Annotated in this window: 2 protein-coding genes; both read left to right on the top strand. The window is 74.5% G+C overall.

The features are described 5' to 3' along the window. Window positions 1-39 precede the first annotated feature (39 nt). The gene (locus ACIQ7Q_RS29900; RefSeq protein WP_403868812.1) at window positions 40-7833 is read left to right on the top strand and encodes an amino acid adenylation domain-containing protein; all 7794 of its coding nucleotides are present in this window, start codon (window positions 40-42) and stop codon (window positions 7831-7833) included. Then, window positions 7830-22373, top strand: coding sequence for an amino acid adenylation domain-containing protein (locus ACIQ7Q_RS29895; protein WP_403868809.1), 14544 nt, complete (start codon window positions 7830-7832; stop codon window positions 22371-22373). The genes ACIQ7Q_RS29900 and ACIQ7Q_RS29895 overlap by 4 nt, the downstream gene beginning before the upstream one ends. The last annotated feature ends 12 nt before the right edge of the window (window positions 22374-22385 follow it).

Here is a 22385-nt window from a genome sequence, read left to right as displayed (position 1 = left end):
CGCCGCCCAGCCGCGGACGGCCCGGACCTTGGGGGAGAAGTGCCCGTTCCCGACGACGCGCGCCTGCCGCTGACGGCAGCCCAGCTCGGCATCTGGTTCGCGCAGGCCCGGGACCCGCGCAGTCCCGTCTACAACACCGGCGAGTACGTCGAACTCACCGGCGACGTCGACGCCGACCGCCTCGAGGCGGCAGTGCGCGAGACCGTCGCCCGCACCGACGCGCTGCGGCTGCGCTTCCACACCGACGCCGAGGGGAACGTCACCCAGAGCATCGCCGAGCACGTCCCCTTTCCCCTGCACCGGATCGACGTCAGCGGCGCCGACGACCCCGCGGCCGCCGCCGACACCTGGATGCGGGACGTCATCGGCCGCCCCCTCGACGTGACCGGCGGCGCGCCGCTGTTCACCCAGGCGCTGATCACCCTCGCGCCCGGCCGCCACCGCTGGTTCCAGCACGTGCACCACCTGCTGCTCGACGGCTACGCCTTCCGGCTCGTCGCCGAGCGTGTCGCCGCCGCCTACCGCGGCGACACCACCGACACCGACACCGCCACCGGCATCCGGGAACTGGTCGAGGCGGAAGCCGCCTGGCGCGCATCCGACGCCTACGCCGCCGACCGCACCCACTGGCTCGCCGCCCCCCGCACCGCCCCCGTCACCCTCGGCGGCACGACGGCCCCCGCCGCGCCGCACGCGCTGCGCCGGACCGCGTTCGCCGGACGCGAGGTGCTGGACGGCCTCGACGCCGTGGCCCGCGCCGCCGACACCGGCCGGCAGGTCGCGCTGCCGGCCGTCGTCGCCGCGTACGTCCAGTGGCTGACGGGGGAGCGGGGCATCACCCTCGGCCTGCCGGTCACCGCGCGCCGCACCTCCGCCGCCCGCCGCGCGCCGGGCACCGTGGCCAACGTCCCGGCGCTGCACGTCGAACCCCGCCCCGCCGCCTCGCTCGCCGACCTGGTCGCCGCCGTGCGCGACGCGCTGCAGCCGCTGCTGCGCCACCAGCGCTACCCCTACGAGGAGGTGCGCCGCGAGCTCGGCGCCGTCGGCGAACGCGCCTACGGGCCCGTGGTCAACGTCATGCCCTACCCGCGCGGCCTGGACTTCGGCGGGCCCGCGGCGGCCGTGCATCCCGTGTCGACCGGGCCCGTGGAGGACCTGAAGTTCTCCGTGTACGAGGAGCCGGACGGCAGCGGGGCGCGCATCGACCTCGAGGCCAACCCGGCGGTGTACACAGAGGCCGAGACCGACGCGCATCTGGCGCGCTTCAGCCGATTCCTGCGCGCCTTCGCCACGAGCAGCCCCGACACGCCCCTCGCCCGCGTGCACGCCGCCGACACCACCGAGGACATCACCGCCCCGGCCACCGCTGCGGCCGGGACGGCCGGGGCGGCCGCCCCGGCCCTGCACTCCCTCTTCGCCGCCCGCGCCACCGCCACCCCCGGCGCGGTCGCCGTCAGCCACGACGGCGAGCACCTCACCTACGCCGAGCTCGACGCCCGCGCCAACCGCCTCGCCCACCGGCTGATCGAGCAAGGCGCCGGCCCCGAGCGGCTCGTCGCGCTCACCCTGCCCCGCTCCCTCGACCTGGTCGTCGCCCTGCTCGCCGTCCTCAAGTCCGGCGCTGCCTACCTGCCGCTGGACCCCGACTACCCGGCCGACCGCCTGGCCTGGATGATCGAGGACGCCGAGCCCGTCCTCGTCCTGGACGGCGAGGCGATGGCACAGGACCTCGGCGGCTACCCCGACACCGACCCGCAGGTGGCCGTCGACGGCGCCCACCCCGCCTACGTCATCTACACCTCCGGCTCCACCGGACGCCCCAAGGGCGTGGTGATCCCGCACAGCAACGTGGTGCGCCTGTTCGACGCCACCGACCACTGGTTCGGCTTCGGTCCCGACGACGTGTGGACCCTCTTCCACTCCTACGCCTTCGACTTCTCCGTCTGGGAGATCTGGGGCGCGCTGCTGCACGGCGGCCGGCTCGTCGTCGTCCCGTACCACGTCAGCCGTTCGCCCGGCGACTTCCTCGACCTGCTGGCCCGCGAGAAGGTCACCGTCCTCAACCAGACACCGACCGCCTTCCACCAGCTCGACGCAGCCGACCGCGGCCGCCCCCAGCCGCCCGAACTGGCCCTGCGCCACATCGTGTTCGGCGGCGAGGCCCTCGACCCCGCCCGCCTGGCCGACTGGTACGCCCGCCGCGGCACCGCCGCCCGCCTCGTCAACATGTACGGCATCACCGAGACCACCGTGCACGTCACGCACGCCGCCCTCGGCCCCCGGCATGCCGTCCCCGGCGCCCGTTCCCTGCTCGGCGGCACCATCCCCGACCTGAGCCCCCGCGTCCTGGACGCGGCGCTGCGCCCGGTGCCGGCCGGTTTCACCGGCGAGCTGTACGTCGCCGGCGCGGGCCTGGCCCGCGGCTACCTGGGCCGGCCCGCCCTGACCGCCGGACGGTTCGTCGCCGACCCCTACGGCCCGCCCGGCACCCGCATGTACCGCACCGGCGACCTGGTGCGCCACCTCGACGACGGTACGTTCACCTACCTGGGACGCGGCGACGACCAGGTCAAGATCCGCGGCTTCCGCATCGAGCTCGGCGAGATCGAGAGCGTGCTCGCCACCCACCCCGGCGTCGCCCAGGCCGCCGTCGTCGTCCGCGAGGACCGGCCCGGCGACCGCCGGCTCGCCGCCTACGCCGTCCCCGCCGCAGGCGCCGCGCCCGACCCGGACGGCTGGCGGCGCCTGCTGGCCGGACAGCTGCCCGCGCACTGCGTGCCCGCCTCCTTCACCCCGCTCGACGCGCTGCCGCTGACCGCCAACGGCAAACTCGACCGCACCGCCCTGCCCGCCCCGCACACGCCTGCGCCCGCCGACGGGCCGGCCCCCGCCGCGCCCGCCGACGCCCGCGAAGAGGCCCTGCGCCGTATCTTCGCCGACACCCTCGGCACCGGACAGGTGGGCGCGGACAGCGACTTCTTCACCCTCGGCGGCCACTCGCTGCTCGCCGGGCGGCTCATCGCCGCCGTACGCGACACCCTCGGCGCCGAGATCACCATCCAGGACCTCTTCGAGGCCCCCACCCCGGCCGGCCTCGCCGCCCGGGTGCGCACCGCCGCCACCGGCCGCCCGCCGCTGACCCGGCTCGAGCACGGCGACGGCCCCCGCCCCACCTCCTACGCCCAGCACCGCATGTGGGTGCTGCGCGAGGTCGAGGGCGCCGCCCCCACCTACAACATGCCGCTGGCGCTGCGGCTGTCGGGCACGCTGAACCGCACCGCCCTGCGCTCCGCCCTGTACGACGTCGTCACCCGGCACGAGAGCCTGCGCACCGTCTACCCGCGCGGCGAGCACGGCGTGACCCCCCGGCTGCTGCCGCCCGAGCAGGCCCGCCCCTGGGTCATCGAGTCCCGCGTCGACGACGAGCAGCTCCCGGCCGCCCTGACCGCAGCCGCCCGCGAGCCGTTCAACCTCGACTGCCAACTGCCGATACGGGCCCACCTGTTCACCCTGCCCGACGGCGACAACGTCCTGCTGCTGCTGATGCACCATGTCGCCGGCGACGGCTGGTCGCTGCGGCCCCTGCTCGGCGACCTGTCCACCGCCTACACCGCCCGGCTCGCCGCCCGCGCCCCCGACTTCCCGCCGCTGCCCGTCAGCTACGCCGACTTCGCCGTGTGGCAGCGTGAACTCCTCGGCGACGAGCGCGACCCCGACAGCCTCGCCACCCACCAGCTCGCCCACTGGGAGAGCACCCTGGCCGGCCTGCCCGACCAGCTCGAGCTGCCCGCCGACTTCCCCCGCCCGCCCGTCGCCGAACACCGCGGCGGCTCCGTGCCGCTCGCCGTACCGCCCGAGCTGCACGCCCGGTTGGACACGCTCGCCCGCGCCCACGGCGCGACCTGCCACATGGTGCTGCAGGCCGCGCTCGCCGCCCTGCTCACCCGCCTGGGCGCGGGCACCGACATCCCCATCGGCTGCCCCACCGCCTCCCGCCCCGACAGTGCGCTCGACGATCTGGTGGGCTTCTTCGTCAACCCGGTCGTGCTGCGCGCCGACACCTCCGGCGATCCGACGTTCACCGAACTCCTCGCCCGGATACGCGCCACGGCGCTGGCCGCCTACGCCCACCAGGACGTGCCCTTCGACCGGGTCGTCGAGCGGCTCCAGCCAGAACGGTCGGCCGCCCGCCACCCGCTGTTCCAAGTGGTGCTGTCCTACCAGGACTTCGAGGCACGGGCGCACCTGAAGGGCCTGGACGTGCGGCGCGAGGACGTCGACTTCGGCGTCGCCAAGTTCGACCTCACCTTCAACCTCGTCGAACACCGCGGTAGCGGCGAGGAGTTCGCCGGCATCGACGGCGACCTCGAGTACGACACCGCCCTGTACGAGCGGGCCACCGCCGAGGCCCTCACCGGCCGGCTGCTGCGGCTCCTCGACGCCGTCGTCACCGACCCGCAGGCGCCGGTTCACTCCCACGACCTCCTCGAAGAGGCCGAACACGCCCGCCTGGCCGCCTTCAACGACACCGCCCGGCCCGTGCCGCGGGCGGGCCTCGCCGAACTCTTCGCCGCCCAGGCCCGCCGCACCCCCGAAGCGGTCGCCGTCGTCGGCGACGACGGCACCGAACTGACCTACGCCGAACTCGACGCCCGCTCCGGCGCCCTCGCCCGCCGCCTCGCCGCCGCCGGCGTCGGCCGCGAGTCGGCCGTCGCCGTCCTCCAGCAGCGCTCGGTGCACCTGGTCGTGTCGCTGCTCGCCGTCCTCAAGGCGGGCGGCTTCTACGTGCCGCTCAACACCCGCTACCCGGCCTCCCGGATGCGCCTGATCACCGCCGACGTCCAGGCCCGGGTCCTGCTCACCGACCGGGACACCGACACCGCGTACGACTGCCGCTCCTGGGCGGGCGACGCCGACGTCCTCGTCGTCGACGAACTGCCCACCGGCGGCGAGCCGCTGCCCGTGGTGCCGGCGCACCCGCACCAGCTCGCCTACGTGATGTACACCTCCGGCTCCACCGGCAACCCCAAGGGCGTCGCCATCACCCACGGCGACGTCGCCGCGCTGGCCGCCGACACCTGCTGGCGCACCGGCAACCAGCAGCGGGTGCTGCTGCACTCCCCGTACTCCTTCGACACCTCCCAGTACGAACTGTGGGTGCCGCTGCTGTCCGGGGGGACGGTCGTCGTCGCCCCGCCCGGCGACCTGGACACCCGCGCCCTCGAGCGGGCGATCGTCGACGGCAAGGTCACCGGCATGTGGCTCACCTCCGGCCTGTTCAACCTCCTCGCGGAGGAGAGCCCGGAGTGCTTCACCGGCGTGCGGGAGGTGTGGACCGGAGGCGACGTCGTCTCCCCGGCCGCCGTCGCCCGGGTGCTGGCCGCCTCCCCGTCGACCATGGTCGCCGACGGCTACGGCCCCACCGAGACCACCACCTTCGCCACCCACCACTTCATGCGCTCCCCGTGGCAGCAGGAGACCACCGTCCCCATCGGCGCCCCCCTGGACAACACCACCTGCCACGTCCTGGACGACCGGCTGCGGCCCGTGCCGCCCGGCGTCACCGGCGAGCTGTACATCGGCGGCTCCGGACTCGCCCGCGGCTACCTGGGCCGCCCCGACGCCACCGCCGAACGGTTCGTCGCCGACCCCTACGCCCCCGGCGAGCGCATGTACCGCACCGGCGACCTGGTGCGCCTGCGACGCGACGGCGTCCTCACCTTCCTCGGCCGCGCCGACCACCAGGTCAAGGTGCGCGGCTTCCGCATCGAACTCGGCGAGATCGAGTCCGTCCTCGGCGCCCACCCCGGCGTCGCGCAGAGCGCCGTCCTCGTGCGCGAGGACCGGCCCGGCGACAAACGCCTCGTCGCCTACGTCGTCCCCGCGCCCGGCGCCACCGCCGACCCTGCCGTGCTGCGCCGGCACGTGGCCGCCGCGCTGCCCGACTACATGGTGCCCGCCGCGTTCGTCGCCCTCGACGCGCTGCCGCTGACCGGCAACGGCAAACTCGACCGCCGCGCCCTGCCCGTCCCCGACTTCGGCGCCGCCGACAGCGCCGGCCGCGCCCCGCGCACCCCGCGCGAAGAGCTCCTCGCGGTCCTGTTCGCCGAGGTCCTCGGCACCGACGCCGTCTCCATCGACGACAGCTTCTTCGACCGCGGCGGCGACAGCATCATGGTCATCCAGCTCGTCGGCAAAGCCCGCCGCGCCGGGCTCGTGCTGAACGCCGCGCAGATCTTCGAGCACAAGACGGTCGCCCAGCTCGCAGGCGTCGCCGCCTCGCTCACCGAGGACGACAGCCCGCGGGCGTCCCTCGCCGCCGACGCGACTGGCGAGGTGCCGCTCACCCCGATCATGCACTGGCTGCGCGAACGCGGCGGCCCCGTGGAGGCGTTCAGCCAGACGATGACCGTCGCCGTCCCGCCGCGACTGGACGAACAGCGGCTCGTCGCCGCGGTGCAGACGCTGCTCGACCACCACGACGTGCTGCGGGCCCGCTTCTGCGCACCCCAGGGCGACGACACGGGCTCCTGGACGATGCGGATCGAGCCGCCCGGCAGCGTACGGGCCGAAGACTGGGTGCGCCGCGTGGACACGGCCGGCCTCGACGACACCGCCCTCGCCGCCCTGACCCGGCAGCAGGCCGCCGTCTCGCGCGAGCGCCTCGCCCCCTTCGCCGGCCTCAACGGCCAGGCCGTCTGGCTCGACGCGGGAACAGGCCGCCCCGGCCGGCTCCTGCTGACCCTGCACCACCTGGTCGTCGACGGCGTCTCCTGGCGCATCCTGCTCCCGGACCTGAAAACGGCCTGGGAGGCGACCGCGCCGGGCGCCGGCGGCACCCTGCTGCCGGTCACCACCTCCTTCCGCGCCTGGGCCCAGCACCTCGCCCGGGAAGCCGAGCAGCCCGAACGCGCCGCCGAACTCGCCCTGTGGACCGGGATGCTGGCAGGCGGCTGCGCACCGGTCACCGCCCAGCCCCTCGACCCGCACCTCGACACCGCCGCGACCGCCCGCAGCCTCAACCTCACCCTCGACCACGAGACCACAGCCGCGCTGCTGACCACCGTCACCGCCGCGTTCAACGGGCGCGTCGACGACATCCTGCTCACCGCGTTCGCACTCGCCGTCGCCGACTGGCGCCGCCGCCGCGGCCTCGGCGACAGCGACGCCGTCCTGATCGACCTCGAAGGACACGGCCGCGAACCCGGCACGAGCGGCGCCGAACTCTCCCGCACCGTCGGCTGGTTCACCAGCATGTACCCGGTGCGCCTGGCGCCCGGAACACTCGACCGGGACGACGCCCTGGCAGGCGGCCCCGCCGCCGGGACCGCCGTCAAACGGATCAAGGAGCAACTGCGCAAGATCCCCGACGGCGGCATCGGCCACGGCCTGCTGCGCCACCTGGACGCCCGCACCGGCCGCAGCCTCGCCGCGCTCGCCCCGCACGGCACCCCCGCACTCGGCTTCAACTACCTGGGCCGGTTCGCCTCCGAGGGCGCCGACGGCCTGTGGGCCGCCGCCCCCGACGCCGACGCGATCGGCGACGGCACCGACCCCGGGCTGCCGCTCGCGCACGCCGTCGAAGTCAACGCCCTCACCCGCGACGAGCCCGCCGGCCCCCGCCTGCAGGCCACCTGGACCTGGGCCGGCCGCCTCCTCGACGAGCCGGCCGTGCGAGACCTGGGCGAGACCTGGTTCCGCGCCCTGAACGCACTCGTCGCTCATGCCGAACGCCCGGAGGCGGGCGGCATCACCCCCTCCGACCTGTCCCTGGTCCAACTCAGCCAGGACCAGATCGACCAGCTCGAAGCCGCGTGGAAGGTGTCACCATGACCCGGTCCGGACTCGCCGACGTCCTGCCCCTGTCCCCGCTCCAGGAAGGCCTCCTCTTCCAGGTCACCTACGGAGCAGAGACCCAGGGCACCGACGTCTACACCGTCCAGATGGTCTTCGAGCTGCGCGGCCCGCTGGACCCGGCCGACCTGCGGGCCGCCGCCCGCACCCTGCTGCGCCGCCACCCCAACCTGCGCGCCGGGTTCTGGCAGCACAACGTCGAGCGGCCCGTCCAGTTCGTGCCCCACGAGGTGCCGCTGCCCTGGCACACCCGCGACCTGAGCGCCCTCACCGACACCGAACGCGAGCAGGCCGCCCGGCGCTACATCGCCGACGACCGCGCCGAACGATTCGACCCCGGCGCCCCGCCGCTGATCCGCTTCGGCCTGCTCACCCTCGCCCCCGAACACCACAAGCTCGTCCTGACCACGCACCACCTGCTCCTCGACGGCTGGTCCATGCCCCTACTGGTGCGCGAACTGTTCACCCTGTACGAGCAGCGCGGCGACGACGCGGGCCTGCCGCCCGTCACCCCCTACCGCGCCTACCTGGCGTGGCTCGCCGGCCGCGACGACGACGCCGCCCGCGCCGCCTGGCGCACCGCGCTGGACGGCCTGGAGGGCCCGAGCCTGCTCGCGGGCGCCGGAGCGGGCCGCGGCGGCGCCGCCGCGGCCGCCCTGCCCGGCCAGATCTGGCACGAGACCGACGAGGCGACGACCGCGCAGCTCACCGCGCACGCCCGCGCGGCGGGCCTGACCCTCAACACCCTGGTGCAGGGCGCCTGGGCGCTGCTCCTGGGCCGTGAACTGGGCCGTGACGACGTCGTGTTCGGTGCGACCGTCGCCCACCGGCCGCCGGAGATCCCCGGCATCGAATCGACCATCGGCATGTTCATCAACACCCTGCCGGTGCGTGTCCGCATCCGGCCCTTCGAGACCCTCGCCGAACTCCTCGGCCGCGTCCAGCAGGAACAGGCCGCGCTCATCGAGCACCGCCACCTGTCCCTGACCGAGGTCCAGTCCGCCGCCGGCACCGGCGAACTCTTCGACACCGTCGTGGTGTTCGAGAACTATCCGCTCGACCCGGCCGTCCTGACCGCAGAAGCACGCGGCATGCGCCTGGCGGGCTTCGAGGTGGGCGACGCCACCCACTACCCGCTGAGTCTGCTCGCCATCCCCGGACAGAGCATCCGCTTCCGCCTCGACCACCGCGGCGACGTGCTCGACGAGGCCGGCGCCCGCCGCCTGCTGGGCCGGCTCGACGCGCTGCTGGCCGACATCGCCGCACACGGCCCCGGCCTGCCCGTCGGCCGCCTCGACCTGCTCCTGGACACCGAACGCCGCCAGGTCCTGCACGAGTTCAACCAGGCCGGCGACGCCGAGCAGCTCGCCACCGTGCCCGCACTGTTCGAGGCGCAGGCCGCCCGCACCCCCGAGGCCACCGCCCTCGTCGTGGGCGACACCTCACTGGCCTACGCCGAGCTCAACATGCGCGCCAACCGCCTCGCCCGCCGCCTCGTCGAACAGGGCGCGGGCCCCGAGCAGGTCGTCGCCCTGCGCCTGCCGCGCAGCCCGGAGCTGTACGTCGCACTCCTCGCCGTCCTGAAGACCGGCGCCGCCTACCTGCCGGTGGACACCGCCTACCCGGCCGAACGCATCGCGTTCATGATGGCCGACGCCCGCCCCGCCGTGGTCCTCACCGGCCAGGAGACCGGCCAGGACCTGTCCGCCTACGACGGCGCCGACCTGACCGACGCCGACCGCACCACACCGCTGCTGCCCGCCCACCCGGCGTACGTCATCTACACCTCCGGCTCCACCGGCACCCCCAAGGCCGTCGTCATGCCCGGCCAGGCGCTGGTCAACCTGCTCGCCTGGCACCAGCGCGAGATACCCGGCGGCGCGGGCACCCGCGTCGCCCAGTTCACCACCATCGGCTTCGACGTCGCCGCCCAGGAGATCCTCTCCGCCCTGCTGCACGGCAAGACCCTCGTCGTCCCCTCCGAAGAGGTACGCCGCAGCGCCGAACAGCTCACCGGCTGGCTCGAGACGCAGCACATCGACGAGCTGTACGCACCGAACCTCGTCATCGAAGCCGTCGCCGAGGCCGCGGCCGAGCAGAGCCGCACCCTGCCCGACCTGCGCCACATCGCCCAGGCCGGCGAGGCCCTCGCCCTGACCCGCACCGTGCGCGAGTTCACCGCCGCCGTGCCCGGCCGCCGGCTGCACAACCACTACGGGCCCGCAGAGACCCATGTGATGACCGGCACCGCCCTGCCCGCCGACCCCGCCGCCTGGAGCGAGCCCGCCCCCGTCGGCCGCCCCGTCGCCGGCGCCCGCGTGTACGTCCTGGACAGCGCACTGCGTCCGGTGGCGCCCGGCACGGTCGGCGAGCTGTACCTGGCGGGCGCCGGCGTCTCCCGCGGCTACCTGCACCGGCCGAAGCTCACCGCCGAACGCTTCGTCGCCGACCCCTACGCACCCGAACCCGGCGCCCGCATGTACCGCACCGGCGACCTCGGGCGCTGGAACACCGACGGGCAGCTGGAGTTCGCCGGCCGCGCCGACCACCAGGTCAAGATCCGCGGCTTCCGCATCGAACCCGGCGAGATCGAGGCCGCCCTCACCGCCCTGCCCGCCGTCGCCCGCGCCGCCGTCGTCGTCCGCGAGGACCGGCCCGGCGACAAACGCCTCGTCGCCTACACCGTCCCCGCCCAGCAGAGCCTGGACGCGGCAGCGGTACGCGGTGAACTCGCCCGCACCCTGCCCGACTTCATGGTGCCCGCCGCGATCGTGATCCTGGACGCGCTGCCGCTGACCGCCAACGGCAAACTCGACCGGGCCGCCCTGCCCGCACCGCAGGCCGCCGCCGCGGTGCAGCGCACCCCGCGCTCCCCGCGCGAGGAGATCCTCGCCACCCTGTTCGCCGCCGTGCTGAAGCTGCCGCACGTCGGCATCGACGACAACTTCTTCGACCTCGGCGGCCACTCGCTGCTCGCCACCCGCCTCATCTCCCGCATCCGCACCGTCCTGGGCGTCGAGATCTCCCTGCGCGACCTGTTCGAGGCGCCCACCGTCGCCGGCCTCGGCACACGCCTCGACAAGGCCGCCGGAGCCCGCCCCGCGCTCACCCCGGCCCCCCGGCCGGGGCGGCTCCCGCTGTCGCACGCCCAGCGCCGCCTGTGGTTCCTCGGCCGCCTCGACGGACCCAACAGCACCTACAACATCCCCCTCGCGCTGCGCCTCACCGGAACCCTCGACAAGGACGCCTTGCAGGCCGCGCTCGCCGACGTCACCGCCCGCCACGAAACACTGCGCACCCTCTACCCCAGCCACGCGGGCGAGCCCTACCAACACATCCTCGCCCCCGCCGACGCGGCGCCCGACCTCGACACCGTCCCCACCGACGAGCACCGGCTCGCCGGCCTGCTCGAAGAGGCCGCCGCCCAGCCCTACGACCTCACCCGCGAACTGCCGCTGCGCACCACCTTGTTCCGCCTCGCAGACGACGAGCACGTCCTGCTGCTCCTGCTGCACCACATCGCCGGCGACGGCTGGTCACTGGCACCCCTGACCCGCGACCTGGCCACCGCCTACACCGCCCGCACCGCGGGCCGCGCCCCCGACTTCGCGCCGCTGCCCGTCCAGTACGCCGACTACACCCTGTGGCAGCAGGCCCTCCTCGGCGACGCCGACGACCCCACCAGCCTGCACGGCGCCCAACTCGCCCACTGGCGCCAGGCGCTGAGCGGCTCTCCCGCCCACCTGGACCTGCCCTGCGACCGGCCCCGGCCCGCCGCCTCGAGCCACCAGGGCGCCACCGTGCCCTTCCGGATCGACGCCGACCTGCACGAGCGGCTCACCGCGCTGGCCAAGGCGTGCGACAGCAGCCTGTTCATGGTGCTGCAGGCCGCGTTCGCCGCCCTGCTGACCCGGCACGGCGCCGGCACCGACATCCCCGTCGGCAGCCCCATCGCCGGCCGCACCGACGACGCCCTCGACGACCTCGTCGGCTTCTTCGTCAACACCCTCGTCCTGCGCACCGACACCTCCGGCGACCCCACCTTCCGCGAACTCCTGCAACGCGTGCGGCAGTTCGACCTCGCCGCCTACACGCACCAGGACCTGCCCTTCGAGAAGCTCGTCGAAGAGGTCAACCCGGAGCGGACCCTGGCCCGCAACCCGCTCTTCCAGGTCGTGCTGGCCCTGCAGTCCATGCCCGCCGCCGACCTCGCCCTGCCGGGCCTGGCCGTCGCGCCCGAACCGGTCCGCGTCGGCTTCGCCAAGTTCGACCTCGGCCTCGCCGTCGTCGAGGAGCACACCGCCGACGGCACCCGCACCGGCATCCGCGGCGACTGGGAATACAGCACCGAACTCTTCGACCGCGGCACCGTCGAAGCCCTCGGCGCCCGCCTGGTGCGCCTGCTGGACGCCGTCACCGAGGAACCCGAGCGCACCATCGGCTCCATCGACCTGCTCGACGGCGCCGAACGCCACCGCCTGCTGGTCACCCTCAACACCACCGACGCGCCACCGCCCGGCGAGCACACCCTCACCGCCCTGTTCGAGGCGCAGACCGCCCGCACCCCCGACGCCACCGCCCTCGTCATGGGCGACCGGTCGCTGACCTACGCCCAGCTGAACGCCCGCGCCAACCGCCTCGCCCGCCACCTCGTCACCCACGGCGCAGGCCCCGAACAGGTCGTCGCCCTCCAACTGCCGCGCTCCCTCGACCTGATCACCGCACTGCTCGCGGTGTGGAAGTCCGGAGCCGCCTACCTGCCCGTCGACCCCGACTACCCGGCCGACCGCATCGCCCACATGCACACCGACGCGGCGCCCGCGCTCGTCCTCACCGCCCTGCCCGCGGACCTGTCCGGCTACGACGACAGCGACCTCACCGACGCCGACCGCAGCGCGCCGCTGCTGCCCGCGCACGCCGCCTACGTCATCTACACTTCCGGCTCCACCGGCCTGCCCAAGGGCGTCGTCGTCGCACACCGCGCGGCCGCCGCGACCCTGCCCGCCCAGGCCGCCGCCTTCGGCCTCGGCACCCACAGCCGCGTCCTGAACTTCGCGTCCATCAGCTTCGACGCCGCGCTGTGGGAGCTCACCTCCGCGCTGCTGACCGGCGCCGGGCTCGTCCTGGCCGACGCCGACGACCTGCTGCCCGGCCCGTCGCTGGCCCGGCTCGTCCACGACCGGCACATCACCCTGATCGCCCTGCCGCCCAGCGCCCTGCCCGCCCTGCCCGACGGCGCCCTGCCGCCCGGCACCGACCTGATCGTCGCCGGCGACGCCACCGCCCCCGACCAGATCTCCCGCTTCGCGCCCGGCCGCCGCATGGTCAACGCCTACGGGCTCACCGAGACCACCGTGTGCGCCACCATGAGCGCCCCCGCCGCCGACGGCGCGGCCCTGCCCATCGGCCGCCCCGTCGCCCACGCCCGCGTCTACGTCCTCGACGAGCGGCTGCGGCCCGTGCCGCCCGGCGTCACCGGCGAGATGTACGTCTCCGGCGCCGGCATCGCCCGCGGCTACCTGGGCCGCCCCGCGCTGACCGCCGAGCGCTTCGTACCCGACCCGTACGCCCTGCTGTTCGGCGAGACCGGCACCCGCATGTACCGCACCGGCGACCTGGCACGCCTGGACACCGGCGGACAGCTGCACTTCGCCGGCCGCGCCGACCAGCAGGTCAAGATCCGCGGCTTCCGCGTCGAACCCGGCGAGATCGAGACCGCCCTCACCGCCCACCCCGCCGTCGCCACCAGCGCCGTCATCGCCCGCGAGGACACCGCCGGCGACAAACAGCTCGTCGCCTACGTCGTACGCGACACCACCGCCGACAGCGGCCCGGGCGACGGGGGTGAGGGCACCGACCAGGTCGACATGTGGCAGCAGACCTACGAATCGCTGTACGAGGCCGAACCCGGCCGCGCCTTCGGCGAGGACTTCTCCGGCTGGAACAGCAGCTACACCGCCGAGGAGATCGGTCTGGAGGAGATGCGCGAATGGCGCGCCGCCACCGTGGAACGCGTCCTCGCCCTGCGCCCCGCACGCGTCCTGGAGATCGGCTGCGGCACCGGCCTGATCCTGTCCCAGGTCGCACCGCACGTCGACGAGTACTGGGGCACCGACCTCTCCCACAGCGTCGTCGCCCAGCTCAGGAACCACCTCGAGGCCCGGCCCGACCTGGCGGACAAGGTCACCGTCCACGCCCGGGCGGCCCACGAGACCGACGACCTGCCCAAGGGACACTTCGACACCGTCGTCCTCAACTCCGTCGTCCAGTACTTCCCCGACGCCCGCTACCTCGCCGACGTCCTGCACCGGGCCGCCGAACTCCTCGCCCCCGGCGGCACGATCTTCCTCGGCGACATCCGCAACCTGCGCACCCTCACCGCCTTCCGCACCGCCGTCGAACTGCGCCGCGCCGGCGCCTTCGCCGACCCCGCCGCCGTACGCCGCGCCGTCGAGCAGTCCCTCACCACCGAGAAGGAGCTCCTGCTCGACCCGGACTTCTTCCCCGACCTCGCCGCCCGCGACCCGCACCTGACCTGCGCCGACATCACCCTGCGCACCGGCGCCCACCACAACGAGATGAGCCGCCACCGCTACGACGTCACCCTGCGCCGCGGCGGCGAACCCACCGACACGCCGGCCGAGACCCTGCACTGGGGCAGCGACCTCGACACCCTCGACGAACTCGCCCGCGTCGTCGCCGGCCCCCGCCCCGTGCGCATCACCGGCATACCCAACGCCCGCCTCGTGCACGAGACACGCGCACGAGCGGCACTCGAGCGCGGGGCGCTCGCCGACGCCTGCGCCCTGCTCGACGCCCCCGCGCCCGCCGACAGCCTCGACCCGCACAGCGTGTACGCCCTCGGCGCCGTCTGCACCTGGGGCCAGGGCGACGACACGTTCGAGGTGTACGCCGGCGACGGCACCGCCTACCTTCCGCACGGCGGCGACCGGACCCTCGCCAACGACCCCGCCCGCGGCCGCCACGACGGCCGGCTCGTCGGCGAACTGCGCGACCTCGTCGCGGGGCGCCTGCCCGCCCACATGGCGCCCGCCGCCTACGTCCTGCTCGACACCCTGCCGCTGACCGCCAACGGCAAACTCGACCGCGACGCGCTGCCCGCCCCCGACCTCGGCGACGAGGCCGCAGGACAAGCCCCGCGCACCCGCCGCGAGGAAATCCTGTCCACCCTGTTCGCCGAGGTGCTGGGCCTGCCCGCGGTCGGCGTCGACCGCAGCTTCTTCGACCTCGGCGGCCACTCGCTGCTCGCGACCCGGCTGCTCAGCCGCATCCGCACCGTCCTGGGCGCCGAACTCGCCGTCCGCGACCTGTTCCAGGCCCCGACCGTCGCCGCGCTCGCCGAACGCGTCGACGGCGCCCAGGAAGCCCGCCCCGCGCTCACCGCCCGCACCCGCCCCGACGAGATACCGCTGTCCTTCGCGCAGTACCGGCTGTGGTTCCTGCACCGCATGGAAGGCCCCAGCGCCACCTACAACATCCCGATGAGCCTGCGGCTGACCGGCCCCCTCGACGAGGGCGCCCTGCGCGCCGCGGTCGCCGACGTCGCCGCCCGCCACGAAGCACTGCGCACCGTCTACCCCGAACACGACGGCGTCCCGCGCCAGCACATCCTCGACGACGCCGCCCCCCACTTCGAGACCGCCGACACCGACGCCGACACCCTCGACGCGGACCTCACCCGCGCCGCCCGCCGCGGCTTCGACCTCGCCCGCGAACTGCCGCTGCGAGCCACCTTGTTCCGCCTCGCAGACGACGAGCACGTCCTGCTGCTGCTGATGCACCACATCGCCGGCGACGGCTGGTCCTGGCCGCCGCTCGCCCGCGACCTCGGCGAGGCGTACGCCGCCCGCCGCGCGGGCCGCGCCCCCGACTTCGCGCCGCTGCCCGTCCAGTACGCCGACTACGCCCTGTGGCAGCGCGACCTTCTCGGCGACGAGGACGACCCCACCAGCCGGCACGCCCGCCAGCTGGCGCACTGGGCCACCGCGCTCGAGCACCTCCCCGAGGAACTCCAGCTGCCCTGCGACCGGCCCCGGCCCGCCGTCGCCACCCACCGCGGCGACACCGTGCCCTTCACCGTCGACCCGGCCCTGCACCAGCGGCTCGCCGCCCTCGCCACCGACGGCCGGGCCAGCCTGTTCATGGTGCTGCAGGCCGCGTTCGCCGCCCTGCTGACCCGGCACGGCGCCGGCACCGACATCCCCGTCGGCAGCCCCATCGCCGGCCGCACCGACGACGCCCTCGACGACCTCGTCGGCTTCTTCGTCAACACCCTCGTCCTGCGCACCGACACCTCCGGCGACCCCACCTTCCGCGAACTGCTGGAGCGGGTCCGCGAATCGGACCTCGCCGCCTACGCCAACCAGGACGTGCCCTTCGAAAAGCTCGTCGAACGGCTGCGCCCCGAACGGTCCCTGGCCCGCCACCCCCTGTTCCAGGTCATGCTCGCCTTCCAGAACAGCGGCGAGGCACGCCTGGCCCTGCCCGGCCTCGACGCCCGGGCGCTGCCCGTCGGCGTGGGCATCGCCAAGTTCGACCTGCACCTGAGCATGGTCGAACTCCGCACCTCGGACGGCGGCCCCGGCGGCATCCAGGCCGCCCTGGAATACGCCACCGACCTGTTCGACCGCACCACCGTCCAGGCGCTCGTCGACCGGCTGCTGCGGCTCCTGGCCGCCGTCACGGACGACCCCGACACCACCATCGGCCGCGTCGAACTCCTCGACGCCGCGGAACGCCACCGCATCCTCGACGACTGGAACACCACGCACGGAACGGAGCACGCCCACGATGCGCGCGTACCGGAACTTCTCGAACGCCAAGTGGCGCGTACGCCGCACGCTCTGGCGCTGGTGCACGACGATGGCCGGCTGACCTACGCCGAGCTCAACGCCCACGCCAACCGCCTCGCCCGCCACCTGGTCACCCTGGGCGCGGGCCCCGAGCAGGTCGTCGCCCTGCGCCTGCCGCGCAGCCCGGAGCTGTACGTCGCACTCCTGGCCGTCCTCAAGACCGGCGCCGCCTACCTGCCGATCGACATCTCCTACCCGGCGGAACGCATCGCGTTCATGATCGACGACGCGCGGCCGGTGACCGTCCTCACCGCCCTGCCCGCGGACCTGTCCGGCTACGACGACAGCGACCTCACCGACGCCGACCGCACCACACCGCTGCTGCCCGCCCACCCGGCGTACGTCATCCACACCTCCGGCTCCACCGGCACCCCCAAGGCCGTCGTCATGCCCCACGCCGGCCTGCTCAACCTGCTGACCTGGCACGCCCGCCGCTTTCCCGGCGGCACCGGGGTCCGCACCGCCCAGTTCACCGCCATCGGCTTCGACTTCTCGGTGCAGGAGATCCTCTCCCCGTGGGTGACGGGCAAGACCCTCGTCGTGCCCTCGGAGGAGGTCCGCCGCAGCGCCGAACTCCTGGCCGGCTGGCTCGAGGAGCGGCAGATCGGCGAACTGTTCGCCCCCAACCTCGTCATCGAGGCGCTCGCCGAAGCCGCGGCCGAGCAGGGCCGCACCCTGCCCCACCTCACCGACGTCCTCCAGGGCGGCGAGGCCCTCACCCCCACCGAACGCGTGCGCGGCTTCGCCCGCGCCGTACCCGGCCGCCGCCTGCACAACGTGTACGGCCCCGCAGAAACGCACGCCGTCACCACCCACACCCTGGCCGCCGATCCCGCCGCCTGGCCGGCCTCCGCCCCCATCGGACGGCCCGTCGACCACGACCGCGTCTACGTCCTCGACAGCGCGCTGCGCCCGGTGCCGGCCGGTGTCACCGGCGAGCTGTACCTGGCCGGCGCGGGCGTCGCCCGCGGCTACCTCGGCCGCCCGCGCACCACCGCGGAACGGTTCGTCGCCGACCCCTACGGCGCACCCGGCACCCGCATGTACCGCACCGGCGACCTCGGGCGCTGGAACACCGCCGGCGAGCTGGAGTTCGCCGGCCGCATCGACCACCAGGTCAAGATCCGCGGCTTCCGTGTGGAGCCCGGCGAGGTCGAGTCCGCCCTCACCGCCCACCCGCACATCGCCCAGGCCGCGGTGCTCCCGCACGGCGAACGACTCGTCGCCTACGTGGTGCCCCGGCCCGGCGCCGACCTGGCCGAAGTCCGCGAGCACCTGGCCGCCCGCCTGCCCGACTTCATGGTCCCCACCGCCTACGTGCCGCTCGACGTGCTGCCGCTCACCGTGAACGGCAAACTCGACCGGGCCGCCCTGCCCGCCCCCGACGCCCCGAGCGCCGCCGGGCGCGCCCCGCGCACCCCGCGCGAGGAGATCCTGTGCGGCCTGTTCGCCGAGGTCCTGCGCACCGAACGCGTCGGCATCGACGACAACTTCTTCGACCTCGGCGGCCACTCGCTGCTCGCCACCCGCCTCATCTCCCGCATCCGCACCGTCCTCGGCGCCGAAGCCACCCTGCGCGACCTGTTCGAGGCGCCCACCGCCGCGGGCCTGGGGGAGCGGCTGGAGCAGGCGCAGGGCACCCGCCCGGCCCTGCTGCCCGCCACCCGGCCCGACCGGCTCCCGCTGTCCTACGCCCAGCGCCGCCTGTGGTTCCTCGGCCGCCTCACCGGCGGCGACCCCGGCTACAACATGCCCGTCGCACTGCGCCTCACCGGCCGCCTCGACCACACCGCACTGACCGCAGCCCTCGGCGACCTCGTGGAGCGCCACGAAACCCTGCGCACCGTCTTCCCCGAGGACGACGGCAGCCCCCACCAGCTCGTCCTCGACTTGGAAACCGCCCGGCCCGCCCTCGACCTCGCCGACAGCAGCGAGAACACCCTCACCGCCGACCTGGCGGCCGCCGCCCGCCACAGCTTCGACCTCACCCGCGAACTGCCGCTGCGCACCACCTTGTTCCGCCTCGGCGGCGACGAGCACGTCCTGCTGCTCCTGCTGCACCACATCGCCGGCGACGGCTGGTCACTGGCACCCCTCGCCCGCGACCTGGTGACCGCCTACACCGCCCGCACCGCGGGCCGTGCCCCCGACTTCGCGCCGCTGCCCGTCCAGTACGCCGACTACGCCCTGTGGCAGCAGGCCCTCCTCGGCGACGAGGACGACCCCACCAGCCTCATCAGCCGGCAGTCCGCCCACTGGAGACAAGCACTCGCCGGCCTGCCCGAGGAGCTCCAGCTCCCCGCCGACCGGCCCCGGCCCGCCACCCCCGCCCACCGCGGCGAAGCCGTCTTCCGCACCCTCGACGCCGACCTGCACGGCCGGCTCCTCACCCTCGCCCGCGCAGGCGGCGCCAGCCTGTTCATGGTGCTGCAGGCCGCCGTCTCCGCCGTTTTGACCCGGCACGGCGCCGGCACCGACATCCCTGTCGGCAGCCCCATCGCCGGCCGCACCGACGACGCCCTCGACGACCTCGTCGGCTTCTTCGTCAACACCCTCGTCCTGCGCACCGACACCTCCGGCAACCCCACCTTCCGCGAACTCCTCGACCGCGTCCGGGAGTTCGACCTCGCCGCCTACGCCCACCAGGACGTGCCCTTCGACAAACTCGTCGAGGACGCCCACCCCGGCCGCTCCCTGTCCCGCCACCCCCTCTTCCAAGTGCTGCTCGCCCTGCAGAACACCCCCGAAGCCGTCCTGGAACTGCCCGGGCTCACCGCCCGCCCCGAGGTCGCCCACCTGGGCGCCGCCAAGTTCGACCTGACGTTCAACCTGGCGGAACGGCACGGCCCCGCGGGCGAGGCCCACGGCATCGACGCCGTCCTCGAATACAGCACCGACCTGTTCGACCGCAGCACCGCGGAAGCACTCACCGACCGGCTCATCACCTTCCTGCGGGCCGTGGCCGCCGACCCCGACACGCACCTCGCCGACGTGCCGATCCTCGGCGACGGCGAGGCGGACCGGCAGATCACCGGCTGGAACGACACCGTCCACCCCCGCGGCCTGCACACCGCCGCCGCGTCCCTGCCCCGCCGCGTCGCCGAACAGGCCGCCCGCACCCCGCACGCCCTCGCCGTCACGGAAAGCGGAGGCACCTGCCTCACCTACGCCGAACTCGAGACCCGCGCCAACCGTCTCGCCCGCCACCTCATCCGCCACGGCGTCACCACCGAGACCCGCGTCGCGGTCCTGGCCGAACGCTCGGCGCAGCTCGTCGTCACCACCCTCGCCGTCCTCAAGGCCGGCGGCGTGTACGTGCCGCTGCACACCGGCTACCCCACCGACCGGATGCGGCACGTCCTCGCCGACACCGACGCGGCCCTGCTGCTCACCGACGCCCACCACGCCGCCACCGCCGCCCAACTGGCCGTGCCCAACCTGATCGTCGACGCCGGCACGGGCGCCGACGAACAGGACACCACCGCCCCCCACGTCACCGTCCTGCCCGACCAGCTCGCGTACATCATGTTCACCTCCGGCTCGACCGGACTGCCCAAGGGCATCGGCATCACCCACCGCGACGCCATCGCGCTGGCCGTCGACCGCTGCTGGCAGATGCACGCCGGCTCCCGCGTCCTGATGCACTCCCCGTACGCCTTCGACATCTCCACGTTCGAACTGTGGAGCCCCCTGCTGGCCGGCGGCCGGATCGTCGTCGCACCACGCGGTGACATCGACGCCACTGTCCTGCGAGGCACCCTCGCCGCCCAGGGCGTCACCTCGCTGCTGCTGACCGCGGGCCTGTTCGGCGTGATCGCCGACGAGGACCCGGAGGTCTTCACCGGCGTCACGGACGTATGGACCGGCGGCGACGTCGTGTCGCCCACCGCCGTGCGCCGCGTCCTGGCCGCCTGCCCCGGCACCGTCGTCAAAACCCTGTACGGGCCCACCGAGACCACCCTGGGCTGCACCTGGCTGCCGTTCACCGACCCCGGCAGCATCCCGCCCGCCGTCCCCATCGGCAGGCCGCTGGACAACACCCGCGCCTACGTCCTCGACGAACGGCTGCGCCCCGTCCCGCCCGGCGTCACCGGCGAGCTGTACATCGCCGGCGCCGGACTCGCCCGCGGCTACCGGTCCCAGAGCGCCCGCACCGCGGAACGCTTCACCGCCGACCCCTTCGCCCACCTCTTCGGCGACACGGGCGGCCGCATGTACCGCACCGGCGACCTCGCCCGCCGCGACACGGACGGCGTCCTGCACTTCTGCGGCCGCGCCGACCAGCAGGTCAAGATCCGCGGCTTCCGCGTCGAACCCGGCGAGATCGAGACCGCCCTCGCCGCCCACCCGGACGTCACCCGCGCCGCCGTCGTCGCCCGCCCCGGCCGCGCCGGCGACAAGGTCCTCGTCGCCTACCTCGTCACCGCCCCCGGCGCCGCGGGCGCCGGCCCCGACGAACTGCGCGCCGACCTCGAACAGCAGCTGCCCGACTACATGATCCCCGCCGCGTTCGTCGCCCTGCACGCCCTGCCCGTCACCCCCAACGGCAAACTCGACCACGACGCCCTGCCCGAGCCCGACTGGGGCGGCGGCGGCGGACGCCCGCCCCGCGGCCCCCGCGAGGAAATGCTGTGCGACCTGTTCGCCGAGGTCCTCGGCGCCCAGCGGGTCGGCGCCGACGACAACTTCTTCGAACTCGGCGGCCACTCCATGCTCGCCACCCGCCTCGTCGGCCGCCTGCGGACCGTCCTCGGCGCCGACATCGGCGTCCGCACCCTCTTCGAGGCGCCCACCGTCGCCGCCCTCGCCGCCCGCATCGACGGCGGCGACAGCGCCCACGACCCCTTCGGCGTGGTCCTGCCGCTGCGCACCGGCGGCAGCCGCCCGCCCCTGTTCTGCATCCACCCCGCGGGCGGCTTCGGCTGGATCTACTCCGCCCTGCTGCGCCACACCGACCGCGAACAGCCCCTGTACGCCCTGCAGGCCCGTGGCCTGGCCCGCGAGGAGGAACTGCCCGCCTCCATCGACGCCATGGCCCGCGACTACGCCGAACAGATCCGCAAAACGGTGCCGAACGGCCCCTACGAGATCCTCGGCTGGTCCTTCGGCGGCCTCGTCGCCCACGCCGTCGCCACCCGCCTCGAGGGCGAAGGCGCCCGAGTGAGCCTGCTCGCCGTCCTCGACGCCTACCCCGACGCCTACGACGGCACCGAACACGAGGTCGGCGAGGAACAGGTCCTGGCGATCCTCCTCAACGCCGCCGGCATCGACCGCGCCGACACCTTCGGCGACGCCCCGCTGCAGCGCGCCGCCGTCCTCGAGGCCCTGCGTGAGGCGGGCAGCGCCCTGGCCAACCTCGACGACGACTCGGTCGGCCGCATGGTCGGCGTCTTCCTCAACAACACGCGCCTCATCCAGAACTTCCGGCCGCAGCCGTTCGGGGGCGACCTGGTGTTCTTCGCCGCCGGCGCCGGCCGCACCGACCCGGCGCTCACCCCCGGCAGCTGGCGCCCCCACGTCACGGGACGCATCGAGGAGCACCACCTGGACACCGACCACGCCGGCCTGGCCCGGCCCGAGGCCCTGGGCGTCATCGCCAAGACGCTCGCAGACCGGGACGAGAACGCGCCTCGGACCAGCAACTGACCGATCGGAGAC

It is taken from the genome of Streptomyces sp. NPDC096176 (assembly GCF_044763255.1).
In the GTDB taxonomy this organism is placed as follows: Bacteria; Actinomycetota; Actinomycetes; order Streptomycetales; family Streptomycetaceae; genus Streptomyces.
Note: the sequence above shows the minus strand (reverse complement) of the source record. Positions and strands in the feature narration are given on the sequence as shown.

Excerpts from the sequence above, each read along its gene's own strand:
- ACIQ7Q_RS29895 (WP_403868809.1), top strand. The coding sequence starts at position 7,830 with ATGACCCGGTCCGGACTCGCCGACGTCCTGCCCCTGTCCCCGCTCCAG.